Annotated in this window: 20 protein-coding genes; 10 read left to right on the forward strand and 10 right to left on the reverse strand. The window is 45.4% G+C overall.

Annotated elements, in window-relative coordinates; all coding sequences use genetic code 11:
- Positions 1–130: 130 nt before the first annotated feature.
- Entirely contained in the window at positions 131–877 is a 747-nt protein-coding gene (gene pxpB, locus ACJ751_RS23265; protein WP_407747932.1) for a 5-oxoprolinase subunit PxpB, read from the reverse strand.
- A 382-nt stretch (positions 878–1,259) separates the two neighbouring features.
- Here pxpB and topA point away from each other — a divergent pair, with 382 nt between their 5' ends.
- The 3 genes from topA (at position 1,260) to ACJ751_RS23280 (ending at position 5,577) form a co-directional block, all read left to right on the forward strand.
- Positions 1,260–3,863, forward strand: a complete 2,604-nt coding sequence (topA, locus tag ACJ751_RS23270; protein WP_407747933.1) for a type I DNA topoisomerase — start codon at positions 1,260–1,262, stop codon at positions 3,861–3,863.
- 115 nt (positions 3,864–3,978) lie between these two features.
- The gene (locus ACJ751_RS23275; RefSeq protein ID WP_407747934.1) at positions 3,979–4,527 is read left to right on the forward strand and encodes a YcxB family protein; all 549 of its coding nucleotides are present in this window, start codon (positions 3,979–3,981) and stop codon (positions 4,525–4,527) included.
- A 132-nt stretch (positions 4,528–4,659) separates the two neighbouring features.
- Positions 4,660–5,577, forward strand: a complete 918-nt coding sequence (locus ACJ751_RS23280) for a transglutaminase family protein (RefSeq protein WP_407747935.1) — start codon at positions 4,660–4,662, stop codon at positions 5,575–5,577.
- 81 nt (positions 5,578–5,658) lie between these two features.
- Here the strand turns inward: ACJ751_RS23280 and ACJ751_RS23285 are convergent, their stop codons facing one another.
- From ACJ751_RS23285 to ACJ751_RS23295, 3 genes are all read right to left on the reverse strand, one after another.
- Entirely contained in the window at positions 5,659–7,098 is a 1,440-nt protein-coding gene (locus ACJ751_RS23285) for a Gfo/Idh/MocA family protein (RefSeq protein WP_407747936.1), read from the reverse strand.
- Positions 7,099–7,807: 709 nt separating this feature from the next.
- Positions 7,808–9,226, reverse strand: a complete 1,419-nt coding sequence (locus ACJ751_RS23290) for a Gfo/Idh/MocA family protein (protein WP_407747937.1) — start codon at positions 9,224–9,226, stop codon at positions 7,808–7,810.
- A gap of 151 nt (positions 9,227–9,377) precedes the next feature.
- Entirely contained in the window at positions 9,378–9,788 is a 411-nt protein-coding gene (locus tag ACJ751_RS23295) for an OsmC family protein (RefSeq protein WP_407747938.1), read from the reverse strand.
- Positions 9,789–9,823: 35 nt separating this feature from the next.
- Here ACJ751_RS23295 and ACJ751_RS23300 point away from each other — a divergent pair, with 35 nt between their 5' ends.
- The 5 genes from ACJ751_RS23300 to ACJ751_RS23320 all read left to right on the forward strand — a co-directional run bounded on the left by ACJ751_RS23300 (position 9,824) and on the right by ACJ751_RS23320 (position 13,315).
- Positions 9,824–10,159 (forward strand): tRNA-binding protein, encoded by a 336-nt coding sequence (locus ACJ751_RS23300; RefSeq protein WP_407747939.1) that lies wholly within the window; start codon positions 9,824–9,826, stop codon positions 10,157–10,159.
- A 32-nt stretch (positions 10,160–10,191) separates the two neighbouring features.
- Positions 10,192–10,680, forward strand: a complete 489-nt coding sequence (locus ACJ751_RS23305) for a methylated-DNA--[protein]-cysteine S-methyltransferase (protein WP_407747970.1) — start codon at positions 10,192–10,194, stop codon at positions 10,678–10,680.
- 70 nt (positions 10,681–10,750) lie between these two features.
- Entirely contained in the window at positions 10,751–11,257 is a 507-nt protein-coding gene (locus ACJ751_RS23310; RefSeq protein ID WP_407747940.1) for an O-acetyl-ADP-ribose deacetylase, read from the forward strand.
- Positions 11,258–11,260: 3 nt separating this feature from the next.
- Positions 11,261–12,262, forward strand: coding sequence for a YhdH/YhfP family quinone oxidoreductase (locus ACJ751_RS23315; RefSeq protein ID WP_407747941.1), 1,002 nt, complete (start codon positions 11,261–11,263; stop codon positions 12,260–12,262).
- Between the two features lie 3 nt (positions 12,263–12,265).
- Positions 12,266–13,315 carry a flavin reductase family protein gene (locus tag ACJ751_RS23320; RefSeq protein ID WP_407747942.1) on the forward strand — a complete coding sequence of 350 codons (1,050 nt, stop codon included), beginning with the start codon at positions 12,266–12,268 and terminating at the stop codon, positions 13,313–13,315.
- Positions 13,316–13,323: 8 nt separating this feature from the next.
- Here the strand turns inward: ACJ751_RS23320 and ACJ751_RS23325 are convergent, their stop codons facing one another.
- The 3 genes from ACJ751_RS23325 to ACJ751_RS23335 are packed head-to-tail and all read right to left on the reverse strand — an operon-like array spanning position 13,324 to position 16,081.
- Complete coding sequence (locus tag ACJ751_RS23325) at positions 13,324–13,917, reverse strand: suppressor of fused domain protein (protein ID WP_407747943.1); 594 nt, start codon at positions 13,915–13,917, stop codon at positions 13,324–13,326.
- Positions 13,918–13,928: 11 nt separating this feature from the next.
- Positions 13,929–14,528, reverse strand: a complete 600-nt coding sequence (locus ACJ751_RS23330) for a cytidine deaminase (protein ID WP_407747944.1) — start codon at positions 14,526–14,528, stop codon at positions 13,929–13,931.
- Positions 14,498–16,081 (reverse strand): S26 family signal peptidase, encoded by a 1,584-nt coding sequence (locus tag ACJ751_RS23335; protein WP_407747945.1) that lies wholly within the window; start codon positions 16,079–16,081, stop codon positions 14,498–14,500. Before ACJ751_RS23335 ends, ACJ751_RS23330 begins: the two co-directional genes overlap by 31 nt.
- 180 nt (positions 16,082–16,261) lie before the next feature.
- Here ACJ751_RS23335 and ACJ751_RS23340 point away from each other — a divergent pair, with 180 nt between their 5' ends.
- Positions 16,262–17,218 carry a MerR family transcriptional regulator gene (locus ACJ751_RS23340; RefSeq protein ID WP_407747946.1) on the forward strand — a complete coding sequence of 319 codons (957 nt, stop codon included), beginning with the start codon at positions 16,262–16,264 and terminating at the stop codon, positions 17,216–17,218.
- Between the two features lie 67 nt (positions 17,219–17,285).
- On the opposite strand, the gene ACJ751_RS23345 is transcribed toward ACJ751_RS23340, so the two are convergent.
- Entirely contained in the window at positions 17,286–18,449 is a 1,164-nt protein-coding gene (locus ACJ751_RS23345) for a sigma-54-dependent transcriptional regulator (protein WP_407747947.1), read from the reverse strand.
- Positions 18,450–18,518: 69 nt separating this feature from the next.
- Between ACJ751_RS23345 and ACJ751_RS23350 the strand changes: the two genes are divergently transcribed.
- Positions 18,519–19,298: a DUF4846 domain-containing protein gene (locus ACJ751_RS23350; RefSeq protein ID WP_407747948.1), complete on the forward strand. Its 780-nt coding sequence runs from the start codon at positions 18,519–18,521 to the stop codon at positions 19,296–19,298.
- Between the two features lie 334 nt (positions 19,299–19,632).
- Here ACJ751_RS23350 and ACJ751_RS23355 read toward each other — a convergent pair whose 3' ends face one another.
- Entirely contained in the window at positions 19,633–20,466 is an 834-nt protein-coding gene (locus ACJ751_RS23355; RefSeq protein ID WP_407747949.1) for a universal stress protein, read from the reverse strand.
- A 16-nt stretch (positions 20,467–20,482) separates the two neighbouring features.
- Entirely contained in the window at positions 20,483–22,063 is a 1,581-nt protein-coding gene (locus tag ACJ751_RS23360; RefSeq protein ID WP_407747950.1) for a DHA2 family efflux MFS transporter permease subunit, read from the reverse strand.
- Positions 22,064–22,065 lie beyond the last annotated feature (2 nt).

Here is a 22,065-nt window from a genome sequence, read left to right on the forward strand (position 1 = left end):
TCTAATAGTCCGGGTTTAATAATAGTTAAAGACATGGGCTCCTTAGTGCATAGTTCAAAGTTGAAAGTTCGAAGTTGAAAGTTTTAAGTTTAAAGCGATAAGTCAAAACCTTTGAACTTTAAACCTAAAACTATAAACTGTATTCCTCAAACTCGCGTTTAGTTATCGCATAAAATTGAACCTGGTCGCCAGCCTGTAATTTTACAGGTTCAGGTTCAAAGGGATCAAACAATCTGAGGGGTGTGCGGCCTACGATCTGCCAGCCACCAGGACTATTCAACGGATAGATCCCGGTTTGTGAACCGGCAATTCCAACACTTCCAGCCATAACAGGCATGGGAGTTTGTTTGCGTGGTACAGCAATTTTTTCATTTACCTCACCCATATAGGAAAAACCAGGCAAAAACCCGATCATGTATACATTATAAATAGTACCGGTGTGAATGGTCACCACTTCCTGTTGAGTCAATTGCTTTTCCCCGGCCAGGGTTGCAAGGTCGGGTCCATAATCATCCCCATAACAAACCGGTATTTTAATCAACTCCCGGGCAGCCTGTTTGGTTTGAACCGTTTTATCAAATGCTTGTTGTAATTTTTCGGTCACCCAGGCAAATAGGGTGGTTGCAGGATTATAATATTTCTTAATAATAACCGGATTATAAAGAACAGTGAGCGAACTGTAAGCCACCAGGCAATCCTTCAACCCCTCAAACGGATGGGCCAGCAACCAGCGCTGCATGGCCAACGCCTTCTGGTTCAGGGCTTCACTGATGGTGTTGCCCATGTCAAAAGTAACGGCCGAATCCCCTAGCGGAAATATTTTGTATTGGTTGGTCAATTGCTGACTGGAAATGATTGAAGTTAATTTTTTTAGCACATAACCATACATTTTGTCATAAATATCACGGTATTATCTTTTCATTATGCTGAGTTGTACTGGTTTTCACTTATTTTTTTCATTCAGAATGCCCGCTTTTATGCTGTACACCAGCTTGTTTTAAAGGTAGCCAATACCCGACATTTAGGCACGTTACAGTTTTGCGGTTTAAGTACCAATTTGTTGTTTTCATTCTTATACGTTAAACTTGCACGCCAGCAACTATTATTTTCTGCCCCCAGTGAAGCTACAATTCAATCAAACAGCGCATTGAATTTGAATGAAATAGCTTGTTTTAACCTTGGTTGAACCGGTTATTCAACCATTTTACAATCAAGGGCAGAGATTGTAAAAAAATGCATATAAACCATTTAAAGAACCTATGGCGAAGAATTTATTGATCGTTGAGTCTCCTGCGAAAGCCAAAACCATCGAAAAGATCCTGGGAAAGGATTTCGAGGTGAAGAGTTGTTTTGGGCATATCCGCGACCTGGAAAAGGAAGAAATGGGTATCGATATAAAGAATGGCTATACACCCCGATATATAGTTCCCGACGAAAAAACAAAGGTTGTTCAAGAGCTTAAAAGCATCGCCAAGAAAAGTGACGAAGTTTGGCTCGCAACGGATGAGGACCGTGAAGGGGAAGCCATCAGCTGGCATTTGTGCGAGGTCTTAGGACTTGACCCACGAACTACTAAACGTATTGTCTTTCATGAAATTACAAAGCCAGCCATCCAAAAAGCGGTAACCACCCCGCGTACGGTTGATATGAACCTGGTGAACGCCCAGCAGGCCCGCCGCGTGCTCGACCGCATTGTGGGTTTTGAGCTGAGCCCGGTACTGTGGCGTAAGATGAGCATGAAGAACAACCTGAGCGCCGGCCGTGTACAAAGTGTGGCCGTTCGCCTGATCGCTGAACGCGAACGCGAGATCAATGCCTTTACCGCTACCAGCACGTTTAAAATAGAAGCATTTTTCAGCGCCAACGATACAACCGGTAAAAATGTGACCTTCATTGCAGAAGGTAAAAAATACAATGCAGTTGAAGATGCCGAACGCTTTCTGCAATCCTGCTTCGGCGCTAAGTATACGGTGAACGATATCCAGGTTAAACCGGCCAAAAAATCACCGGCAGCGCCTTTCACCACTTCTACCCTGCAACAGGAGGCCTCGCGTAAACTGGGCTTTTCGGTTAGCCGCACCATGCGGGTAGCGCAAACTCTGTACGAAAGTGGTAAGATCACCTATATGCGTACGGATAGTGTGAACCTGAGTGAAACCGCCATGGCCCAAATTCGCAAACAGATCACCGGCCAGTATGGTAATAATTATCATCAGCCCCGGAAATATAAGAACAAGAACGAATCGGCCCAGGAAGCGCACGAAGCCATCAGGCCTTCTTATATGGAAAGCAGCACGTTGGAAGATGCCGATTTTGACGGCCGCCGCCTGTACGAGCTGATCTGGAAACGGACCATGGCCAGCCAGATGGCAGATGCCGAACTGGAAAGGACCATTGCCAAAATTGAAATTTCTACCAATAAGGAAGAATTAACGGCCAGCGGTGAAGTGTTGAAATTTGATGGCTTTTTGAAAGTCTACCGCGAAGACCGCGATGAAGAAGATATAAACGACGACGAACAACAACAGGAAGGCATGTTGCCGCCATTGGCTGTTCGCCAGCAATTGCCTTTAACTCAAATGAAGGCCACCGAACGTTTCAGCCGCCCTTCCCCCCGTTACACGGAAGCTTCGCTGGTAAAGAAACTGGAAGAACTGGGCATTGGCCGCCCTTCTACCTACGCCCCTACTATTTCTACCATTCAAAAACGGGGTTACGTTGAAAAACGGGATAAAGATGCGATCAAACGCGATTTCCGCATATTGACCTTAAAGAATGATCAGATCAGTAAGGTTACAGAACAGGAGAACACGGGCGCCGAAAAATCCAAGTTGTTCCCCAGCGATCTGGGCCTGGTGGTGACCGACTTTTTAAAGCAATATTTCGATGATATTATGGATTACGGGTTTACTGCCCGTATTGAAAACGAGTTCGATGAAGTAGCTGCCGGCAAACTGAAGTGGAACAGCATGATCGACGACTTTTATATTCCGTTTAAAAAAGACGTTGACAATACCATTGAAAATGCAGAACGCATAAAAGGGGAACGTGAGCTCGGTCTCGACCCGCAAAGCGGTAAAAAAGTGGTTGCCCGCATGGGCCGGTTTGGCCCTATGGTACAGATCGGTGAAGTGAATGATGAAGAAAAACCACGTTTTGCCGGATTAAGAAAAGGTCAGAGCATTGAAACCATTACATTCGAAGAAGCGCTGAAGTTATTTGAGCTCCCCAGAACTTTGGGCGAGCAGGATGGTCAGGAGATCTCTGTGAACCTTGGCCGTTTTGGTCCTTATATCAAATGGGGAGAGCAGAACATTTCCATGCCAAAAGGTGAAGATCCTTTTGAATTAAACATGGAAAGAGCGCTGGAACTGATAGGCGAAAAACAAAAAGCCGACTCCCCTATTGCGCATTACGATGATAAACCGGTAACAAAAGGCACCGGCCGTTTTGGTCCGTTCATCAAATGGAATGACATGTACATCAACGTACCCCGTCGTTACAATTTTGAAGCACTGAGCCAGTCAGACATAGACGAGCTCATTGAAGCCAAGATCAAAAAAGAAGAGAACCGGTATATCCAGAACTGGCCCGATGAAAAGATCTCGATTGAAAATGCACGTTGGGGTCCGGTTTTAAAGTTTGGCAAGAAGATCTTGAAGGTGGGAAGAAAAGCAGACGACACTAAATACACGGCTGAAGAACTGGGCACCGTGCCATTGGATGATGTAAAGAAAATGATCGTGGCACAGGTACCTAATGCATTTGCCAAAAAAGCTGCTGCTAAAAAAGCGCCCGGTAAAAAAGCAGCGCCTAAAAAAGACGCCACAAAAAAGGCAGCACCAAAAAAGAAATCAAAATAACCAATAGACAATTGGCAATAAGCAATTGGCAAAGCTTACTATCTAACAATAGGCACAATTCAGCATTAGGCATCCCTTGCCAATTGTCAATTGTCTATTGCCAATTGATTTTACCATGCTTAACCTGAAATACCACCTTACAGAAGAAGAATATTTCGATTACAATTATTACACGGCGTGGGCGGCGCCCGATAAAAAGAATTACCGGGTGTGGTATTACCTGCGGGTCTTTATCCTGTATGCTGCCGTGGCCGGACTGTACATCTTCAGCCGCCGTTCTGAACAGATCTTTATCGATCTTATAATATTTGGCGTTATTGCCACTGTTTATTTTTTAATGGTCCCCTATCTCATTAAACGATCCATCTTACGCAGGGTAAGAAATATTCTTAGCAAACCCGAAAACCAGCATGTACTGGAAGAAGCCGAAGTGGTGTTGACCGATACCGGTATCATTGATAAAGACAATGCCTCAGAAAGCAAGTACACCTGGGAAGCGATCGTTAAAAAAGCTGAAACCCCAGCTTGTTACTATTTGTATACAAACTCCTATCATGCCATTGTTATACCGCGGCGGGTGGTAGCTACCACCCAGGAAAAACAGGAGCTGGAACGTTTATTTAACCAGTATTTACCATTGAGTTCAGAGTTCCCCACAAAGTGAAGAAACTTTGTGGAAAAGAATTTTATTGATATCTTTTGTAAGATTCCGAAATTGACGTCGGATTGTGATTTATTTTCAATTATTTATGAGGCTTAGGGCTATATAAAATTGCCGAATCAGAATTACAAAAAGATGGAAGAAAACAAAGAAATATCGGCACTGTTCCATTTGATTGATGATCCGGATGAAGAAGTCTTCAATTTGGTATCAACGCGCATAATCGATTACGGGAAAGGGATCATCCCCAATCTCGAAAACCTATGGGAGAACACAGTAAGTGAAGAAGTGCAGGAGCGTATTGAAATGTTGATACACCGGCTGCATTACCGCGATCTCACGGAAGAACTGACACAATGGAATAACAATTCTCACCAGGACCTTCTCACCGGGGTACTCATTGTTGCCCGCTTTCAATACCCCGACCTGGCTACCGCACAAGTTTACCAGGAAGTTGAAAAACTACGTCGCAACATCTGGCTCGAACTCAACAGCTACCTCACTCCGCTGGAGCAGGTAAATGTGGTGACCAGCATTTTGTATAATTATTTCAATTTACGTGGCGCAGAGATCGGCTACCAGAATCCCGAAGAGTTCCTGATCAATAAACAACTGGAAGCAAAACGCGGCAATACCATTGCCAACGGCATCCTGTACCTCATATTGTGCGAATTGCTCGATGTGCCGGTTCGTGCCATCAATATACCGCACCAGTTTGTGTTAGGTTATTTTAAAACAGATTACGACTTTACCCGTCACGTGGAGAACCCACTGTATAAAACAGAGTTCTTTATTGATCCCATGAGCGGACAGGTATTCACGCATAAAGATGTAGAGAATTATTTCAAGCGCATAAACGTGGCGCCGGCTGCCACCTACTTCAAACAGCTTTCCAATAAACGGGTGATCCAGTTCCTGATGGAAGAGTTCAGCAAATGTTTTACTGATGAAAAGAACAGCTATAAGCAAAAAGAATTGTTGATGCTGGCGGAGTTGATTACTATAGAGGAGAAACCTGACATTACAGATACTACTGATACCGAAAACGAATAATAGTTTTTCAGTTTTAAGTTCAAAGTTTAAAGTTTTTAGTTACTGCTAATTACTTTAAACTTTGAACTTTCAACTTTCAACTTATAAAACTAACTTCCAGCCCTCTCTGTACTCTCTCTTCACAAACTGGTTGGCTTCATCGAAGTTGGTGATCTTCATATTTTTTGCATCCCATAACAGGCGTTTTCTGCCGGGATATTTGTTGTCGCCTTTTGCACCCGCGTCTTTCATCATAAAGCTGCGGATGGCCAGGTTACCCATCAGAATACTTTCTGTAAACGGACCCGCATAATCAAATGGAGAACTGGTTTCGCCTTTGCCATATCCATCGATACATGCGTTTACCCATTGAATATAGTGGCCTTCAGGAACCCGCTTGATCCTTTCAGCAGGCATTTTCTTTTCCTGCATCAGGTGTGTAGGCAGTAAACGTGGATTGGCGCCATAACAATCGCACATGATCTTTCCTTTGGTGCCTTCCATAATAACACCACCATCCCAGTTACCCATTGGTTCTTCAGGCAACAGTTCATCTGGACGCTCAGGAGTTAAACCACCATCGTGCCAGGACACTTTAATATTTCCTTTTCCATTCTTTTTAGGATAGGTCAGGTGCATGATAGAGGAAGGCGGACAGCCATCGGGGTTCATGCTATCATTCCACATTTCTTTATAAATGGTAGCCACGCTGCACTCTACTGAAGAAGGATAATCGATAGGCAGAATACGGAACACGGGGTCCATGATATGACAGGCCATATCGCCCAGGGCGCCGGTACCAAAAGCCCACCAGCCACGCCAGTTAAAAGGCAGATAAGCCGGGTTATAATCAATCTTTTTTGCAGGTCCGAGCCACAGGTCCCAGTCAAGCTCTTTGGGAATATCAAAATTACCGGTTGGCGTAGGAATGCCTTGTGGCCAAACGGGACGGTTCGTCCAGCAATGCACAGTGTGCACTTCACCTACCAGGCCGGCATCCACCATTTCTTTCATTTTACGAACGCCATCGCCTGAGCCACCCTGGTTGCCTATTTGGGTCACTACTTTATAGCGTTTAGCCGCTTCGGTAAGAATGCGGGCTTCATAAATATCGTGGGTCAATGGTTTTTGAACGTACACATGCTTACCCAGCTGCATAGCCGATAAGGCTGCTACAGCATGGCAGTTATCAGGGGTTGAAACAGAACAGGCGTCGATGTTATTCTTCTCTTTATCGAGCATTTCGCGAAAATCCTTGTAGTATTTCGCATTGGGAAAATTTTGGCGTGATTTCACCGCCTGGCGATCGTCAACATCCACCAACGCCACAATATTTACTTTGGGACTTTTGGCAAATTCGGCCAGATCGCTGGCGCCTTTTCCACCAGCACCAATACCGGCAATATTTAATTTATCACTGGGCGCAACGTATCCTTTGCCCAGTACATGCCGCGGAACAATGAAGAATCCGGCCGCAGCCAGAGAAGTGTTTTTCAGGAAGTCCCGCCGTGACGACTGGTTAGTTTTTTTGTTCTTCTTCATACTGATAAGCATTGTGTTTTAGATGCTGAATGTATAGATTTAAACCGATTTAGCAAATTAATATTACATAAAGGGAAGACGAACAGGCGTTGAAAAGTGTTGCAAGTCCAGCACTACTTTTTTATTGATATACTCATTGCCATTGAGTGTAATAAACGGCCTTGCAAATTGCTGCAAATAGGATGGTTTATAAATTAACTTTATGCAAATTGATTATACACTTTCTCAAGTAGCAGCTAAAAACTTTCAGCACTTTGCTGTCCAGGGGCGGTTGATAAAGTTGATATGGTTGATAGAGGTTGATCTTCAATCCAGAGCAACTTTTTTCTATATAGAAACACTATGTTTTTGTATAATTTGGTATCGTTTATATATAGAAATGGGGTGAAAATAAATAGTGGAGTATCGTTTCTATATAGAAATGGTATCATAATATATAGTAGCCCATGGTTTCTATATATTAATGGGGTGAAATTATACGGTAGCGTATCATTTCTGTACAAAAATAGGGTGAAAATATACGGTGGGGTATAGTTTCTATATAGAAATGAGGCAATAATATATAGTAGCCTATGGTTTCTATATAGAAATGGGGCAAAAATATATAGTGGAGCCTGTTTTCTATATAGAAATGGGGTGAAATTATACAGTAGCGGATAGTTTCTATATACCCAGAACTAACAAACTAATAAACTAACAAACTTTGAACTTATAACTTAAACCCATTTCTATACTCCCGCTTCACAAATGCGTTAGCCGCCTCAAAATTCGTGATCCGCATATTAGCCCCATCCCACAGCAGCTTTTTACGACCGGGGAAATTGTTACCATCTTTGATATTATAACTTCTGATAGCCAGGTTGCCCATGATGACGGTTTCCGTTAATGGACCGGCAACATCGAAGGAGGAACTGGTGTAAGTGCCATACCCTTTTTTGCAGGCTTGTACCCATTGCGTCTGGTGGCCTTCAGAGCCTCTTTCAACAAAGGGGAATTTTGATTTAGGCAGTTTGGCCTCTTTCATCTTTGCGGTAGGTAACAAGGTGGCATTGCGGCCAAACAAACCGGCCATTAGTTTACCCTTTGTTCCTTCAAACAGGATACCCCCATCCCATTCGGCAAATGGTTCATCTGGTAATAATTCAGCCGGGCGGCCGGGCTTAATACCGCCATCGTACCAGATCATTTCAACCGGGGGCAGACTGCCTCTTTGCGGGAACTGGATGTGTATTTTGGAGGAAGGCGGATAACTATCTGTATAAAACACTTCTTTAAAAAAGCCGGTGTACACGGAGCCTACACTGCATTCTACCGATACGGGGTAGCCCAATTTCAGCGCCCGGAATGGCACATCGATAAAGTGACAGCCCATATCGCCGAGGGAGCCGGAGCCAAAATCGACCCAGCCGCGCCAGGTGGCCGGTAAATAAGCCGGATTAAAATCCCGGTGCGGCGCCGTGCCCAGCCAAAGGTCCCAATCTACTTCTTTGGGAACCTCGAAGGTGCCTGTGGGTGTAGGGATGCCCTGCGGCCATACGGGGCGGTTCGTCCAAACGTGTACGGTGTGCACATCGCCAATTACGCCCGCCTGGATCCAGGTCTCTACGTTGCGGGTATCGTCGCCACTGCTGCCCTGGTTGCCCATTTGGGTAACTACTTTGTATTGCTGGGCCGCCTTTGTAAGCGTGCGGGCTTCGTAAATATCGTGGGTCAACGGTTTTTCTACATATACGTGTTTGCCCAGCTGCATGGCGGCCATAGCCTGTACAGCGTGCATATGATCGGGCGTGGTAACAATCACCGCGTCTATGTTCTTATTCTCTTTCTCCAGCATCTCCCGGAAATCGCGGTAATACGGCGCATTGGGCCATCTTTTGCGGGCGTTAACTGCCATGCGGTCGTCTACATCGCAAAGGGCTACGATGTTCTCTGCGCCATTATTCCAGGCAAAAGGTAAGTTCACTTCGGCTTTACCACCGGCGCCAATGCCGGCAATATTGAGTTTGTCGCTGGGAGCAATAAAACCACGACCCAATACATGGCGTGGTACAATGAAGAAACTACCGGCAGCTAAGGAAGTATTTCTTATAAAATTACGCCGGCTGCTAACTTTTTTGAGGGCATTCATATAGCAGAAAAGGTTTATCGTTCGAAAAACGTCAATGGTGAATGGTGAATGGTCAATAAGCTCGCGATTGAGAAAATTTCGAATTAATAGTAAGTTCAAAATTGCGGGAGTCCATTCACCATTCGCCATTCACCATTGACCATTCATGATATTAAACTAAAGAAGCATCTAATGTGATGGCGCAATTCAATACTTTGCTCACAGGGCAATTAGCCTTTGCATCATCAGCACATTCTTTGAACTTTTCTGCACTGATGCCAGGAATGCTGGCTTTCAATACCAGGTGAGAGCTGGTGATGGCTCCGTCTTCCAGGGCAACGGTAGAAGTTACTTCCAGAGAATCGGCAGTGAAACCGGCGCCGCCTAATACGAAACTCAATTTCATGGCGAAACAACCTGAATGCGCAGCTGCGATCAACTCTTCGGGATTGGTCCCTACCCCTTCCTCAAATCTTGATTTGTACGAATACTGCGTTTTGTTTAATGTAGTGCTTTGCGTAGTTAAATTTCCAGATCCTTCTTTTCCTGAGCCGTTCCAAACGGCAGTAGCTGTACGTTTCATGTAATTGTGATTTATTTTTGAAAAAATTAAGAGCTATGAGTACTATCTCCTGGGATGACTTCGCAAAAATAGAGATCCGGGCCGGAACAATCATGGAAGTTAATGATTTTCCAAAAGCTAAAAATCCGGCTTATCAAATTACCATCGATTTTGGTGAGCTGGGTATTAAAAGATCATCGGCCCAGGTAACGCATTTATACGAAAAAGAAGCGTTGGTTGGCAAACAGGTGATTGCCGTTATGAACTTTCCACCCAAGCAGATTGCTAATTTTTTCAGCGAATGCCTGGTGCTGGGCGTTTACACTGATAAAAAAGAGGTAGTTTTACTAACACCCGATCGCCCCGTTGAAAACGGATGGAAAATTGGTTGATCATTTAATAAATTGTTCATATAAGTTCATTCATTACATATTACCAGTCGCCCGTTGGCTTGCTGCAGATAGCAGGCACGGAACATTTCATAAGCGAAGTATTATTTATTGATGAACCCGAAAAAATATCCCCTGCTACCGATGACAAGGACCTGCCGCCTATGGCCATCCAGGCGGTTGAACAATTGATTGAATATTTTCATGGCCAACGCCGCTTTTTTGAATTGCCCATCTCGCAGGAAGGCACGCCTTTTCAAAAAAAGGTGTGGACCGAACTGATGAACATCCCTTATGGAAGAACCATCAGCTACCTGGAGCTGTCGCACCGCCTGGGCGATCCCAAAGTGATCAGGGCTGCAGCCGCTGCCAATGGCAAAAACAATGTGGCTATTATTGTGCCCTGCCACCGGGTTATCGGTTCCAACAATACGCTGGTGGGCTATGCAGGCGGATTACCCCGCAAAAAATGGTTATTACAGCACGAGAATAAAATAGCCCATGGGGTTCAGACCTTGTTTTGACTGGGATTTATGGAATATAGGGATTATGGGGATGGGGTACCACGGTGCTGTTTTTGCAATACGATATTTTATGATCAGGCTTATACAAGGAGATATAACGAAGGTAGAAGTCGATGCAATCGTGAACGCGGCCAATACATCCCTATTGGGTGGGGGTGGCGTGGATGGCGCCATTCACCGTGCCGGCGGACCAGCCATACTGGAGGAATGCCAGAAAATACGGGCCAAACAGGGTGGCTGTGAAGTGGGTGAAGCTGTTATCACAACGGCAGGCCGGTTACCGGCTAAATATGTAATTCACACAGTGGGCCCCGTGTGGAATGGCGGTCATAACGGGGAACCCAACCTGCTGGCCAATTGTTACCGCCACTCCTTACAGCTCGCGGCTGAAAATGGGGTAACAACCATTGCCTTTCCGAATATCAGTACCGGCATTTACCGTTTTCCCAAACCGGAAGCAGCCGATATTGCCATTATCACAGTTCAACAGTTTATAGCTACCGATAAAAGGCTGAAGGAAATACTTTTTGTATGTTTTGACGATGAAAATTATTCACTTTATAAAGAACGATTATAGTATATGCCATTTAAAGCGCTTTGGGTAACAGAAACCGACAAAGGAACTTTTGAGCGGACGATCGTTGACCGGTTAATTGATGATCTGCCGGCGGGTGAACTGGTGATCAAGGTTCATTATTCTTCCCTGAATTATAAAGATGCGCTTTCGGCAACGGGTAATAAAGGCATTACCAGAAAATATCCGCATACTCCCGGTATCGATGCGGCCGGAACTGTAGAGATCAGCCGCAACGAACAATTTGCGGTAGGCGATGAAGTAGTGGTTACCGGCAACGACCTGGGCATGAACACCTGTGGCGGGTACGGCCAGTTTATTAGGGTGCCGGCGAGCTGGGTTGTTAAAAAACCGCAGAATCTTTCATTAAAAGAATGTATGATCATTGGCACGGCTGGTTTTACCGCCGCCTGTGCTTTGTATAAAATGGAATTGATGAAAATGACCCCTGCTATGGGGCCTATTGTGGTAACGGGGTCAACCGGTGGCGTAGGCAGTATGGGGGTTTCTATTTTATCAAAAGCGGGGTACGAAGTGATTGCCGTAAGTGGCAAATCAAACGCGCTTGAATATTTACAACACCTGGGTGCAGCCCGGGTAGAGGATAGATCGTTTGTAACTGATTTTGCCAATAAAGCACTCTTAAAACCCAAATGGGCGGGCGCCATCGATACCGTTGGCGGCGATACCCTGGTCACTTTATTAAAGGCCTGCCAACCGGAGGGCTGTGTGGTAAGCACCGGACTGGTTTCATCGCCCAAACTCGATGCTACCGTGTATCCGTTCATTTTGAACGGGATTAATTTGCTGGGTATCGGTTCAGCCGAAACCCCCATGGCCGTTCGCCTCACCATTTGGGAAAAGCTGAATACCGAGTGGAACATAAAAGATAAATTATCTGTCATTGCTAAAGAAGTTACACTGGATGAGTTGAATGCTACCTATATCGATAGTATTTTGCAGGGGAAAATCATGGGCCGCATAGTGGTCAATCTCAACAACCTGTAACTAATGGAAATATTGCAGTGGAAAGTGATTCAGGTGATCCCCGAAACGCCTGATGCAAAAACGTATGTTCTGGAAGAAGCGAATGGAAAACCGGTTACCTGGGATGCCGGCCAATCCCTGACTTTTTTGTTTAGTCATTGGGGGCATCAGATCCGCCGCTCCTACTCTATCTGCACCACGCAGGGCATCGATAAGCACATAGCCATAACAGTAAAAAAGAAAGAGAATGGTGAGGTCTCGCGCCATATATTGCGCACCTGGCAGCCAGGCACGCTTGTAAACAGTTTGCCGCCGGCAGGCAGGTTTATTATTGAAACTGATCCTGCGCAAAAACGGCCGCTCTGGTTTATTGCCGCCGGCAGTGGTATAGTACCTATGCTGGCCCTGATAAAGAAAGTACTTTTTCAGGAGCCGGAGAGTCATATCACGCTGTTGTATCAAAACCACGATGAGCGGAATATCATTTATCAGCAACTGCTGCAGCAACTGGCCATGCAGTATCCACAACGGTTTACGCGTATCGATCTGCTGAGCAATCCCATTGATGCCGACACCAAACCCGCAAGGCTTAATAATTGGTTGTTGGAAAAAATAGTAACGGTTTCTGCTGCCTACGCCGAGGCTTCGGCGGACAAGTCTTCTTTATTCTACACCTGCGGTCCCGAACCATTTATGCGCATGGTGCAGTTCACGTTACGGGTACTTGGTTTTGCTGAAGATCAGTTGCGCAAGGAACATTTTGTGATAGAACCCATTCGCAAACCCGCCTTTACCATGCCTTCCACCGCATTCAACGTAGTGTTGCATTACGCGCATCAAACGCATCATTTCACCTCCGCCTGGCCCGATACCATTTTACAGGCTGCTCAAAAACAAGGCATCGCCCTGCCCTATAGTTGCAATACGGGTCGCTGCGCTACCTGTGCGGTGCATTGCCGTAAAGGATCGGTAACTATGAGCAACAATGAAGTGCTTACCGATAAAGACTTACAGGCCGGTCTGGTGCTTACCTGTACCGGTTATGCCGCGGCTGATCTGGAACTGGAGATCTAAGGAGTAGTTTACACGTAACTTTTACGGGTACGATCAAGCGTAACCGGGTGTTCGTGTTCGCCAAAAAGATCGAGGATGGCATTCACGCCTTTTTCTTTCTTCAAAGCATATTCTGCATCGGTAAGAAAAGTAAGCCAGATAAAACCAACATCATCGCCTTCTACCTGAAAGGCGGGTTCATTATCGGCAGTTACTATGGAGGATAATGTAAGCAGCGTAGTTAACTCAGAATTGTCGAACACATGGTCCATATGAATGGTATGTCCCCAACCCAGAAAGGATTGCGGTTCCTGCAAAAATGGAAAGGCGCCCGCCCAGCGCACCCAATTGGCGATATCATCCAGCTCAGTTTCGGCTTCATTAACGTAAGCAATGATCTCTGCGCGTTTGGTATCGGTATCTTCTGCGTGGTCATCGAGCTCCATGGGCGTAAGGCTCATTCCAAAAGAGCACAGGGTTCCCCAGGGACGGCCTGTTTTTTCTGCCGGAAAATAAGCACAGCCAACCTGTGGGTCTTCTTCATTGGGATCCCACAACAAAGTAGGCGTGGCGCCGAAATGGCTGGTTAATTGTTTCAGGACGTTTAAATGCTGCTCAGTCATGTGTTACTTAATTACCATTCCCCTTTCAATTGTTCACTCGTAAAAGCCAATGGCAATAAAATACTGGCCTTGGGGATCACATATACTTTTCCTTCCATACCACCAAGTATGAGCCGGATGGGATGGTTCACCCGGGATTCAAATTCCTGCAATGATTGCCGGCAAATACCACAGGGTGAAATGGGATGATCGCTATCGCCATTCCCGGTTTGATAGCTGATGGCCATCGATTCAATAGCCACTTTGGGATACAGGGACGAGGCGGAGGCCAGCAATACCCGCTCGGCACACAAACCCACCGGGAACGAGGCATTCTCCTGGTTGCTGCCTGCTACAATTTCTCCATTGGCCAGCTTGGCTACCGCCCCCACCTGAAAATGAGAATAGGGTGCATATGCGTGCTCTGTTACTTCTCTTGCTTCATTGAGCAACCACGCATCTTCTTCCGTTAACTCCTCTATAGAATCATACACATCAAATGAAAACTTAAATTCATCTTTTTTCATAATCCTGAATTTACCAGACAAAAAATCCTTCCCGCAACGGGGAAGGATTACTAAAGATACTAAAATTATGTCTTTTAATGTATTGATCTGAACATCCGGTTCCACCGGATACCTTTATCCCAGCTCATCCAGATCAACCAGGCTTCACCTACTACGTGGTCTTCAGGAACAAAGCCCCAAAAGCGGCTGTCCTGCGAACGGTGGCGGTTGTCGCCCATCATCCAGTAGTAGTTCATTTTAAAGGTATAGGTAGTAGTTTCCTGCCCGTTGATAAAGATCTTACCATCGCGTTCTTCCCAGGTATTGTTTTCATACACCCGGATGGCGCGTTTATAGCACGCAATATTTTTTGCATTCAGCTGAATGGTAACCCCTTTTTTAGGGATCCACAGGGGACCGAACTCATCCACACTCCACAGCACCAGTGCGGTATCGCGTGGGAAGATGCGGGGGTCGCCTACATTTTCCAGCTTACGGGTTACAGTTACCCCGGGGAACTTTTTCAGGATCTCCGCTTCCGACTCGGTCAGGTTAATCATGTAACTATTAGCGCCGTATGGAATGAAATCAGGATTTCTTTCATCGGTATTTAACCGGATACCGGCATCCCGCAATTCATCATCGTTCAGGATCTTGTTGTTGGCGGTGGTAACCATGTAATCGGTAGCCGAGGTGGGTGAAACGTAAGCCTTCTTGCCGTTCACATACAACAGGCCGTCTACGATCTGAATGGTATCACCAGCGATGGCCACGCAGCGTTTAATGTAATTCTCGCGTTTATCAACCGGGCGGGTCATGATGGTATAATCACTCCACACTATTTCCCGCGCTTTTTGTTTGCTCACTGCCTGCAGTTCCGCTTCGTTGGCAATTTGCCCTTTTAACTGCTGGTATTGCCGCATTTCTTCGGTTTGCAGAATGTCGTAGTAAGGATCCTGGGAATCCAGTTCCTTGGTCAGGGTATCCCCTGCAGGAAAGTTAAAAACCACTACATCATTGCGCTTAACCGGACTGGCGAACCAGCGGGTATAAGGCAAATGAATGATCTCGGTATATGATTTCGAGTTGGTAATGGGCATGGTGTGGTGAACAAATGGTATGGCCAGCGGCGTATTGGGAATACGCGGACCATAGCTAAGCTTGCTAACGAACAGGAAGTCGTTTACCAGCAGGGTCTTTTCCATTGAACCGGTGGGGATGGTATAGGCTTCAAACACAAATACGCGGATGAGGGTAGCAGCCACCACGGCAAACACGCCTGCATCGATCCATTCCCGTACAACAGTCTTTTTATGGTTCTTTACAGCATCGGTGCCCAGGAATTTCACCTTTTTGTCGTAACCGATATAGGGGAAATATACAACCGACAACAAAGCGGCCCCCAGATGATCGAAGAAACTGAACCGGCCGAACAGTTTTACAAATTCAACCAGTAACCAAATACTTATAAACCAGCCAGCTACAGGAATAAACTGCCAGTAGAACCAGTGCCTTTTCAAACTGGTCTTTTTCATGATCTCCCAGATATTGTAAAAGGGCACCCAGGCTTTCCAGGACTCAATTCCAGCTTTTTCGAACAATTTTGCTAACCCAAAGGCTGGCAATTCTACGATAAGTAAGGATATTAATACTATTACGAACAGGTCGTGTACACTCATTATGGGGCAATTTATTAAAAAATCCGGGCAAAAATACCATATTAATTCTCACAGAAACAGGCCAATAACGAACTATTTGCCAAAAAAAGTGTTTATCCTTGTACGTATGGGCGCTATTTATGACGATCAGTATTTCATCAGTTGCATTAGTTGTAATATCTTACCTTTTGTTACATTAATATGAATCTCTTTTCCATCCGGGATATTGAAAACTTAACAGGCATCAAAGCGCACACCTTGCGTATCTGGGAACAACGCTACAACCTTTTCTGCCCCAAACGCAGGGAAAGCAAGCATCGTTTCTATGATTGTGAGGACCTTAAACACCTGTTACGTATTGCGTACCTGTATAACCAGGGACATAAAATTTCCCAAATTGCCTGCTGTTCGCCCGAAGAAATGGCCAAACTGGCGTTGGATGCAAAGCCCGATACAGATAACTACGAAATTTTTATCAATCAATTAACAGAAGCCTCCATCGACCTGGATCAACCCCGGTTCGATAAAATATTGCATAACCTGATCCTCCATGCCGGCTTTGAAAAAAGCATGATCAATGTGCTGTTCCCCTTTCAGAAAAAGATCGGGGTGTTGTGGCTCACCGGCCAGATAATGCAGGCGCATGCGCATTTTGCGCGTTCCCTCATCATTAAAAAGACGATGGTAGCCATTGATGGGCTGGAAAAACCACCCTACCATGGCGGCCGGCGCGTATTGTTGTTCACCCCTGCCGGCGAGCACCACGATATGCCGGGAGGCGAATGTATAGAGCTGCCATTGCTGTTTATGCATTACATGCTGAAGAAAGAAGGCGTGCCTACCTTGTATATGGGGAAGAATGTGCCGTTGACCATGTTAGAAACCATCTGTTCGCTGCAGCCGGTAACACAATTGTATTTCCTTGTTATTCCCAACCTGAATAAATGCGACATGCACGAGTACCTCAAATCGTTCTCAAACATGTTCCCCGATAAAGAAATTGTTTTTTCAGGCCTGGATGCCTGCCAGTGTAGTTGCGATCTGAAGAATGTGCGGTTGTTGAAGACTGTAGAGGAAAAGCGGGCCTTTCTTAAAGAAGGAACTACGTCAATCTTGAATGGTCAATCGTCAATGGTGAATGGGCTCCCGCAATTTTAAACTTACTATTAATTCGAAGTTTGCTCAATCGCGAGCTATTGACCATTCACCATTGACCATTCACCAATTATCTTTTAGGAACTACATACGCATGTACATCATCGGGGATAATGGTTTTACCCGATAAGATGATCAACCGTTCTACTACGTTACGCAATTCGCGAATGTTACCCGTCCAGTTATGTTGTTTCAGCGCATCCAGTGCGTCTTTGTCAATGCCTTTCTTGGGAATACCATAATCAGCACAGATATCGGCCAGGAACTTATCAACCAGCAAAGGAATGTCTTCGCGGCGATCGTTCAGGGATGGCACGTGAATAATGATCACACTCAGGCGATGGTATAAGTCGAGGCGGAAATTCTTATCATCCACTTCTTTTAACAGGTCTTTGTTGGTAGCCGCAATTACGCGAACATCCACACTGATGTCTTTATCGCCCCCTACGCGGGTGATCTTTCCTTCCTGCAGGGCGCGCAATACTTTGGCTTGCGCAGAGAGGCTCATATCACCAATTTCATCGAGGAACAACGTACCACCAGTGGCCTGCTCAAACTTACCGATGCGTTGTTTTACGGCAGAAGTAAACGAACCTTTTTCATGGCCGAACAGTTCGCTTTCTATCAGTTCACTGGGAATGGCCGCGCAGTTCACTTCCACCAACGGACCGGTAGCGCGATTGCTTTTTTCGTGCACCCAGCGGGCCACCAGTTCTTTACCTACCCCATTTTCACCAGTTACCAGGATACGCGCATCAGTGGGCGCTACTTTATCGATGGTTTCCTTGATCTTTATAATGGGCGCCGACTCACCGATCATTTCTTCCACCTTGCTCACCTTACGTTTTAACACCTTGGTTTCGGTAACCAGGTTGTTTTTATCCATGGCATTGCGAATGGTTATCAACAGGCGGTTGAGATCGGGTGGTTTGGAAATATAATCATAAGCGCCTTTTTTAACCGCTTCTACGGCTGTTTCAATAGTACCGTGGCCGCTGATCATGATCACCGGTACATCGGGATTGGCTTCCCGGGCTTTGTCCAGGAATTCAATCCCATCCAGCTTGGGCATTTTTATATCACACAGCACCACATCATACGCCTTCTCTTTAAATTTTTTCAACCCTTCTTCCCCATCGCCGGCTTCTTCGATCTTATAACCTTCGTAAGAAAGAATCTCGCTGAGGGTTTTACGGATAGCTTTTTCGTCGTCGATAATTAAAATGTTTGACATAGTTGCTTTAACAATCTTTAGCTATGGAAAAATCAATTTTTTTCATCAAAAGTCTTCAAATGTAACAATATGAAACGGAACATCCTCATGACAATTATCCTGCCGTTTTTCCCCATTGCCTGCATAGAAAAAACCGCAAAATCAAATATCCCCCTACATACTACACAAATGATTAATACAATGCCAGCTATGGTGAACGATATTCCATTGCCGGCAGGTTTTAAACGAATTAATTACCCAGCTATTTCATTTGCCGCCTGGTTGCGTAAATTACCTATTAAAAAAGATACCAGGGTTTATTTGTACAACGGGAAACTCAAGAAAAACCAGGAGGCGCAGTATGCCGTATTGGATATACCTGTTGGCGATAAAGACCTGCAACAATGCGCCGATGCTGTCATGCGGCTCCGGGCGCAATACCTGTATGATCAGAAAAGGTATAACGAGATCTCCTTTACCGACAATAGCGGAAAAAAATATACGTGTCCGGGCCGGGTAGACAGCACCCATTTTGAACGTTACTTAGAACAGGTATATGGGATGTGCGGAACGGCTTCGCTTGAAAAACAATTACACCGGGTCAATAATTTCAATGCAATACAACCAGGCGATGTGTTGATAAAGGGAGGGTCGCCGGGACATGCCGAGATGGTAATGGATATAGCAGTAAACAGCAGTGGAAAAACCATTTATTTGCTGGCGCAGAGTTATATGCCGGCGCAAAATATCCACATCCTGAAAGATCCGATGGATGGCGATTTGAGTCCCTGGTACGAAGTGAAAACAGCTAACTCTTTCATTTACACGCCAGAATACCTGTTCACTACCGCCCAGTTACGGCGATGGTAAATCCCTTACTTATTGCAAGGGTATTCCTTAGTAAAACTACCTTGCAAACTTTAACAATACATATTATTTTGTAGCCACATATCCTTTAGAAAAAAATTCTTAACCAAAATCCGTACTTATGAAGGCATCCGCAGTAGATGTTCAATACGCTCCGTCGTTAGCTAAAGTAATTACCAGGTTAGCATTGTTAGGAGGTTTAATATTGGGAGGCATGTTTGGCCTGCTGACCTTATGCTCTTTCCTCCTTCACTAAAATATTTCAGTAGAACTTTGTATTAATATCCAAAGCAAGCATTAAGCTGGACGAAAGTCTGGCTTTTTTTGTGGCTGTAAGCTAAATAAACTCCTCCTGCTGCCGTACCGATAACAATGGGATATGGTTGAGGTAAACAAGTCCTTTTGTATGCGACTTCTGAAAGATATTATGCCAGATGCCATGGCGTGTAGGTATCACCAGCAGCATATCGATGTTTTCTTCCGAAGTAAAGTTGTCTATTGCAGAAATGACGTTGTGAAACTCCGGTTCAAAGTAAACCGGGTTTAAATCGGCCAGGCTTTGCTGCAAAATGTGTTTGTTGTGCAATGCTTCATCCGTTACCAACTCCTGCGGCGCCACTACATTTATCACATACAGCCTTGCACCGGTAAAACGCACCAGTTTATGGATCACCGATACCGGCACGTGCAAATTCTTTCTATAATAGTTACACGCAAAAGCTATTTTATTAATGGGGCGATACTGTACTGTTGACGGGATCACCAGCATGGGCACCGGCAGATCGATAAAGGAATTGATGATGTTGGCGTCCCAGGAAAGCAGGTTGGTATAATTGCCACTAGGACCCATCACTACCAGCACGGCATTCGATTCAATCACCTTCCGTTGCAGTTCTTCCTGAAAAATACCAGTCACCATTTCTGTATCTACAGGTAGGGAAGGGTAATTGGTTTGTACCCACTGGTATTCCTGTTCCAGCAGGGCGGTATCATGTTCTATGATCTCACCCATAGCAGCTAACGCAATGGCATCGCCTGTCATGGCTCCCGGGAAAGCATAGATATTCATTAACACCAGCCGGGCCTGGGTATGCTGTAACAGGGAACAGGTATAGGCAAGTGCATTACGCGAGGCATCGGAAAAATTGGTAACTACCAGTACTGTAGACATAACAAGCTCCTCATTATTAGTGGGCGGCATCTGCCAGGCTCACTTTGGTTTTTGAACGCTTAATAAATATTAATACAACGGGTACACAAATAAGGAACATACAACCGATGTATAAGAAAATATCCATGTAAGAAAGTATGGTTGCCTGAACGGTGACGGAGCCTTCAAGCAATTGATACGCGCTTTTGGTGGCTGTATTGGGCGCCATGCCTTTTGCCTGCATCCCAGCGGCAATACCATGTACGCGCGCCTGTACTGCGGGGTTGTATATATCAAGACTCCGGATCAGGTTATCGCGGTGGCCAACTATATCCCTTGTTAAATAGGTTGAAATAAGCGCTACGCCAAACGAGCCACCTAATTGTCGCATCATACCGGAGAAAGCAGCGCCCTGCCCTATCTCAGCGCCTTTTAAAGTTGATAATGCCATGGTGGAAATCGGCACAGACAACAATCCCAACCCTACCCCACGTATCATTAGGGGCCAGAAGAAATCATCGCCGCTTGTTTGCGGGGTAATTACTTTATAGGTGAATAAACTGTAAATGAAAAATACGATCATCCCCATGGCGATCATATATTTCTGCGATACACCCCGTTGGATCATTTGCCCAACAATAGGCATCATAAAAGCCACCATCAGCGTACTGGGGATCATCAACAAACCGGATTGGGTGGCATCCCAACCCAGGATGGTTTGGGTATACAGTGGAATGATAAATGTGGAGCCGAACAGACCGAACCCCTGGATAAACGACAGGATAACACCCATCCGCAGGTTGCTATTGCGTAATACCTTCAGTTCAACAATGGGGTATTTGTATACCAACTGTCGCCAGATAAAACAATAAACACCCAATATAGCTACTACTGTCAGCACGATGATCAGGTTGCTGTTGAACCAGTCGTCTTCCTGGCCTTTTTCCAGGATATATTGCAGTGCGCCTACTGAAACGGTCAATAAAAATATACCCAGCCAGTCAACCTGGCTAATAGGGCGCTTCTCCGCGTATTTCGGGCTTCGTACGTATTGCAGCGTGAGTAAGGCGGCAATAATACCTACGGGGATATTGATGTAAAAAATATAAGGCCAGGAAAAGTGATCTACAATATAACCGCCCAATGGCGGCCCCAGCGTTGGACCAACAATTACCCCCAGTACATAAATGGCCTGCGCCATGGCCCTTTTTTCTGGCGGGTAACTTTCGGTAATAATAGTTTGTGAAGTAACCAGCAGGGCGCCCCCACCCAATCCCTGGATAAAGCGGAATACGATCAGTTCAACCAGGCTGGTGGAGTTACCACATAAAAAAGAGGCGACGGTGAAAATAATAACCGAGGCTGCAAAATAATTTCGCCGGCCAAACTGTTGCGACAGCCAGCTGGTCATGGGTACTATAATTACATTGGCAATGGAATAGGCGGTAATTACCCAGCTTATTTCATTGAGCGTAGCACCCAGGCTGCCACGCATTGTGTTGAGCGCCACGTTTACAATGGTAGTATCAATTATTTCGAGCAATGCGCAAAACACGGCCGTAATGGTGATGATTACCCTTCTTGAGCCATATTCTACCAACGATCCTTGTTGTTCCATAT

Origin of the sequence: Niastella sp. (assembly GCF_045805085.1) — a bacterium.
Lineage (GTDB): Bacteria > Bacteroidota > Bacteroidia > Chitinophagales > Chitinophagaceae > Niastella.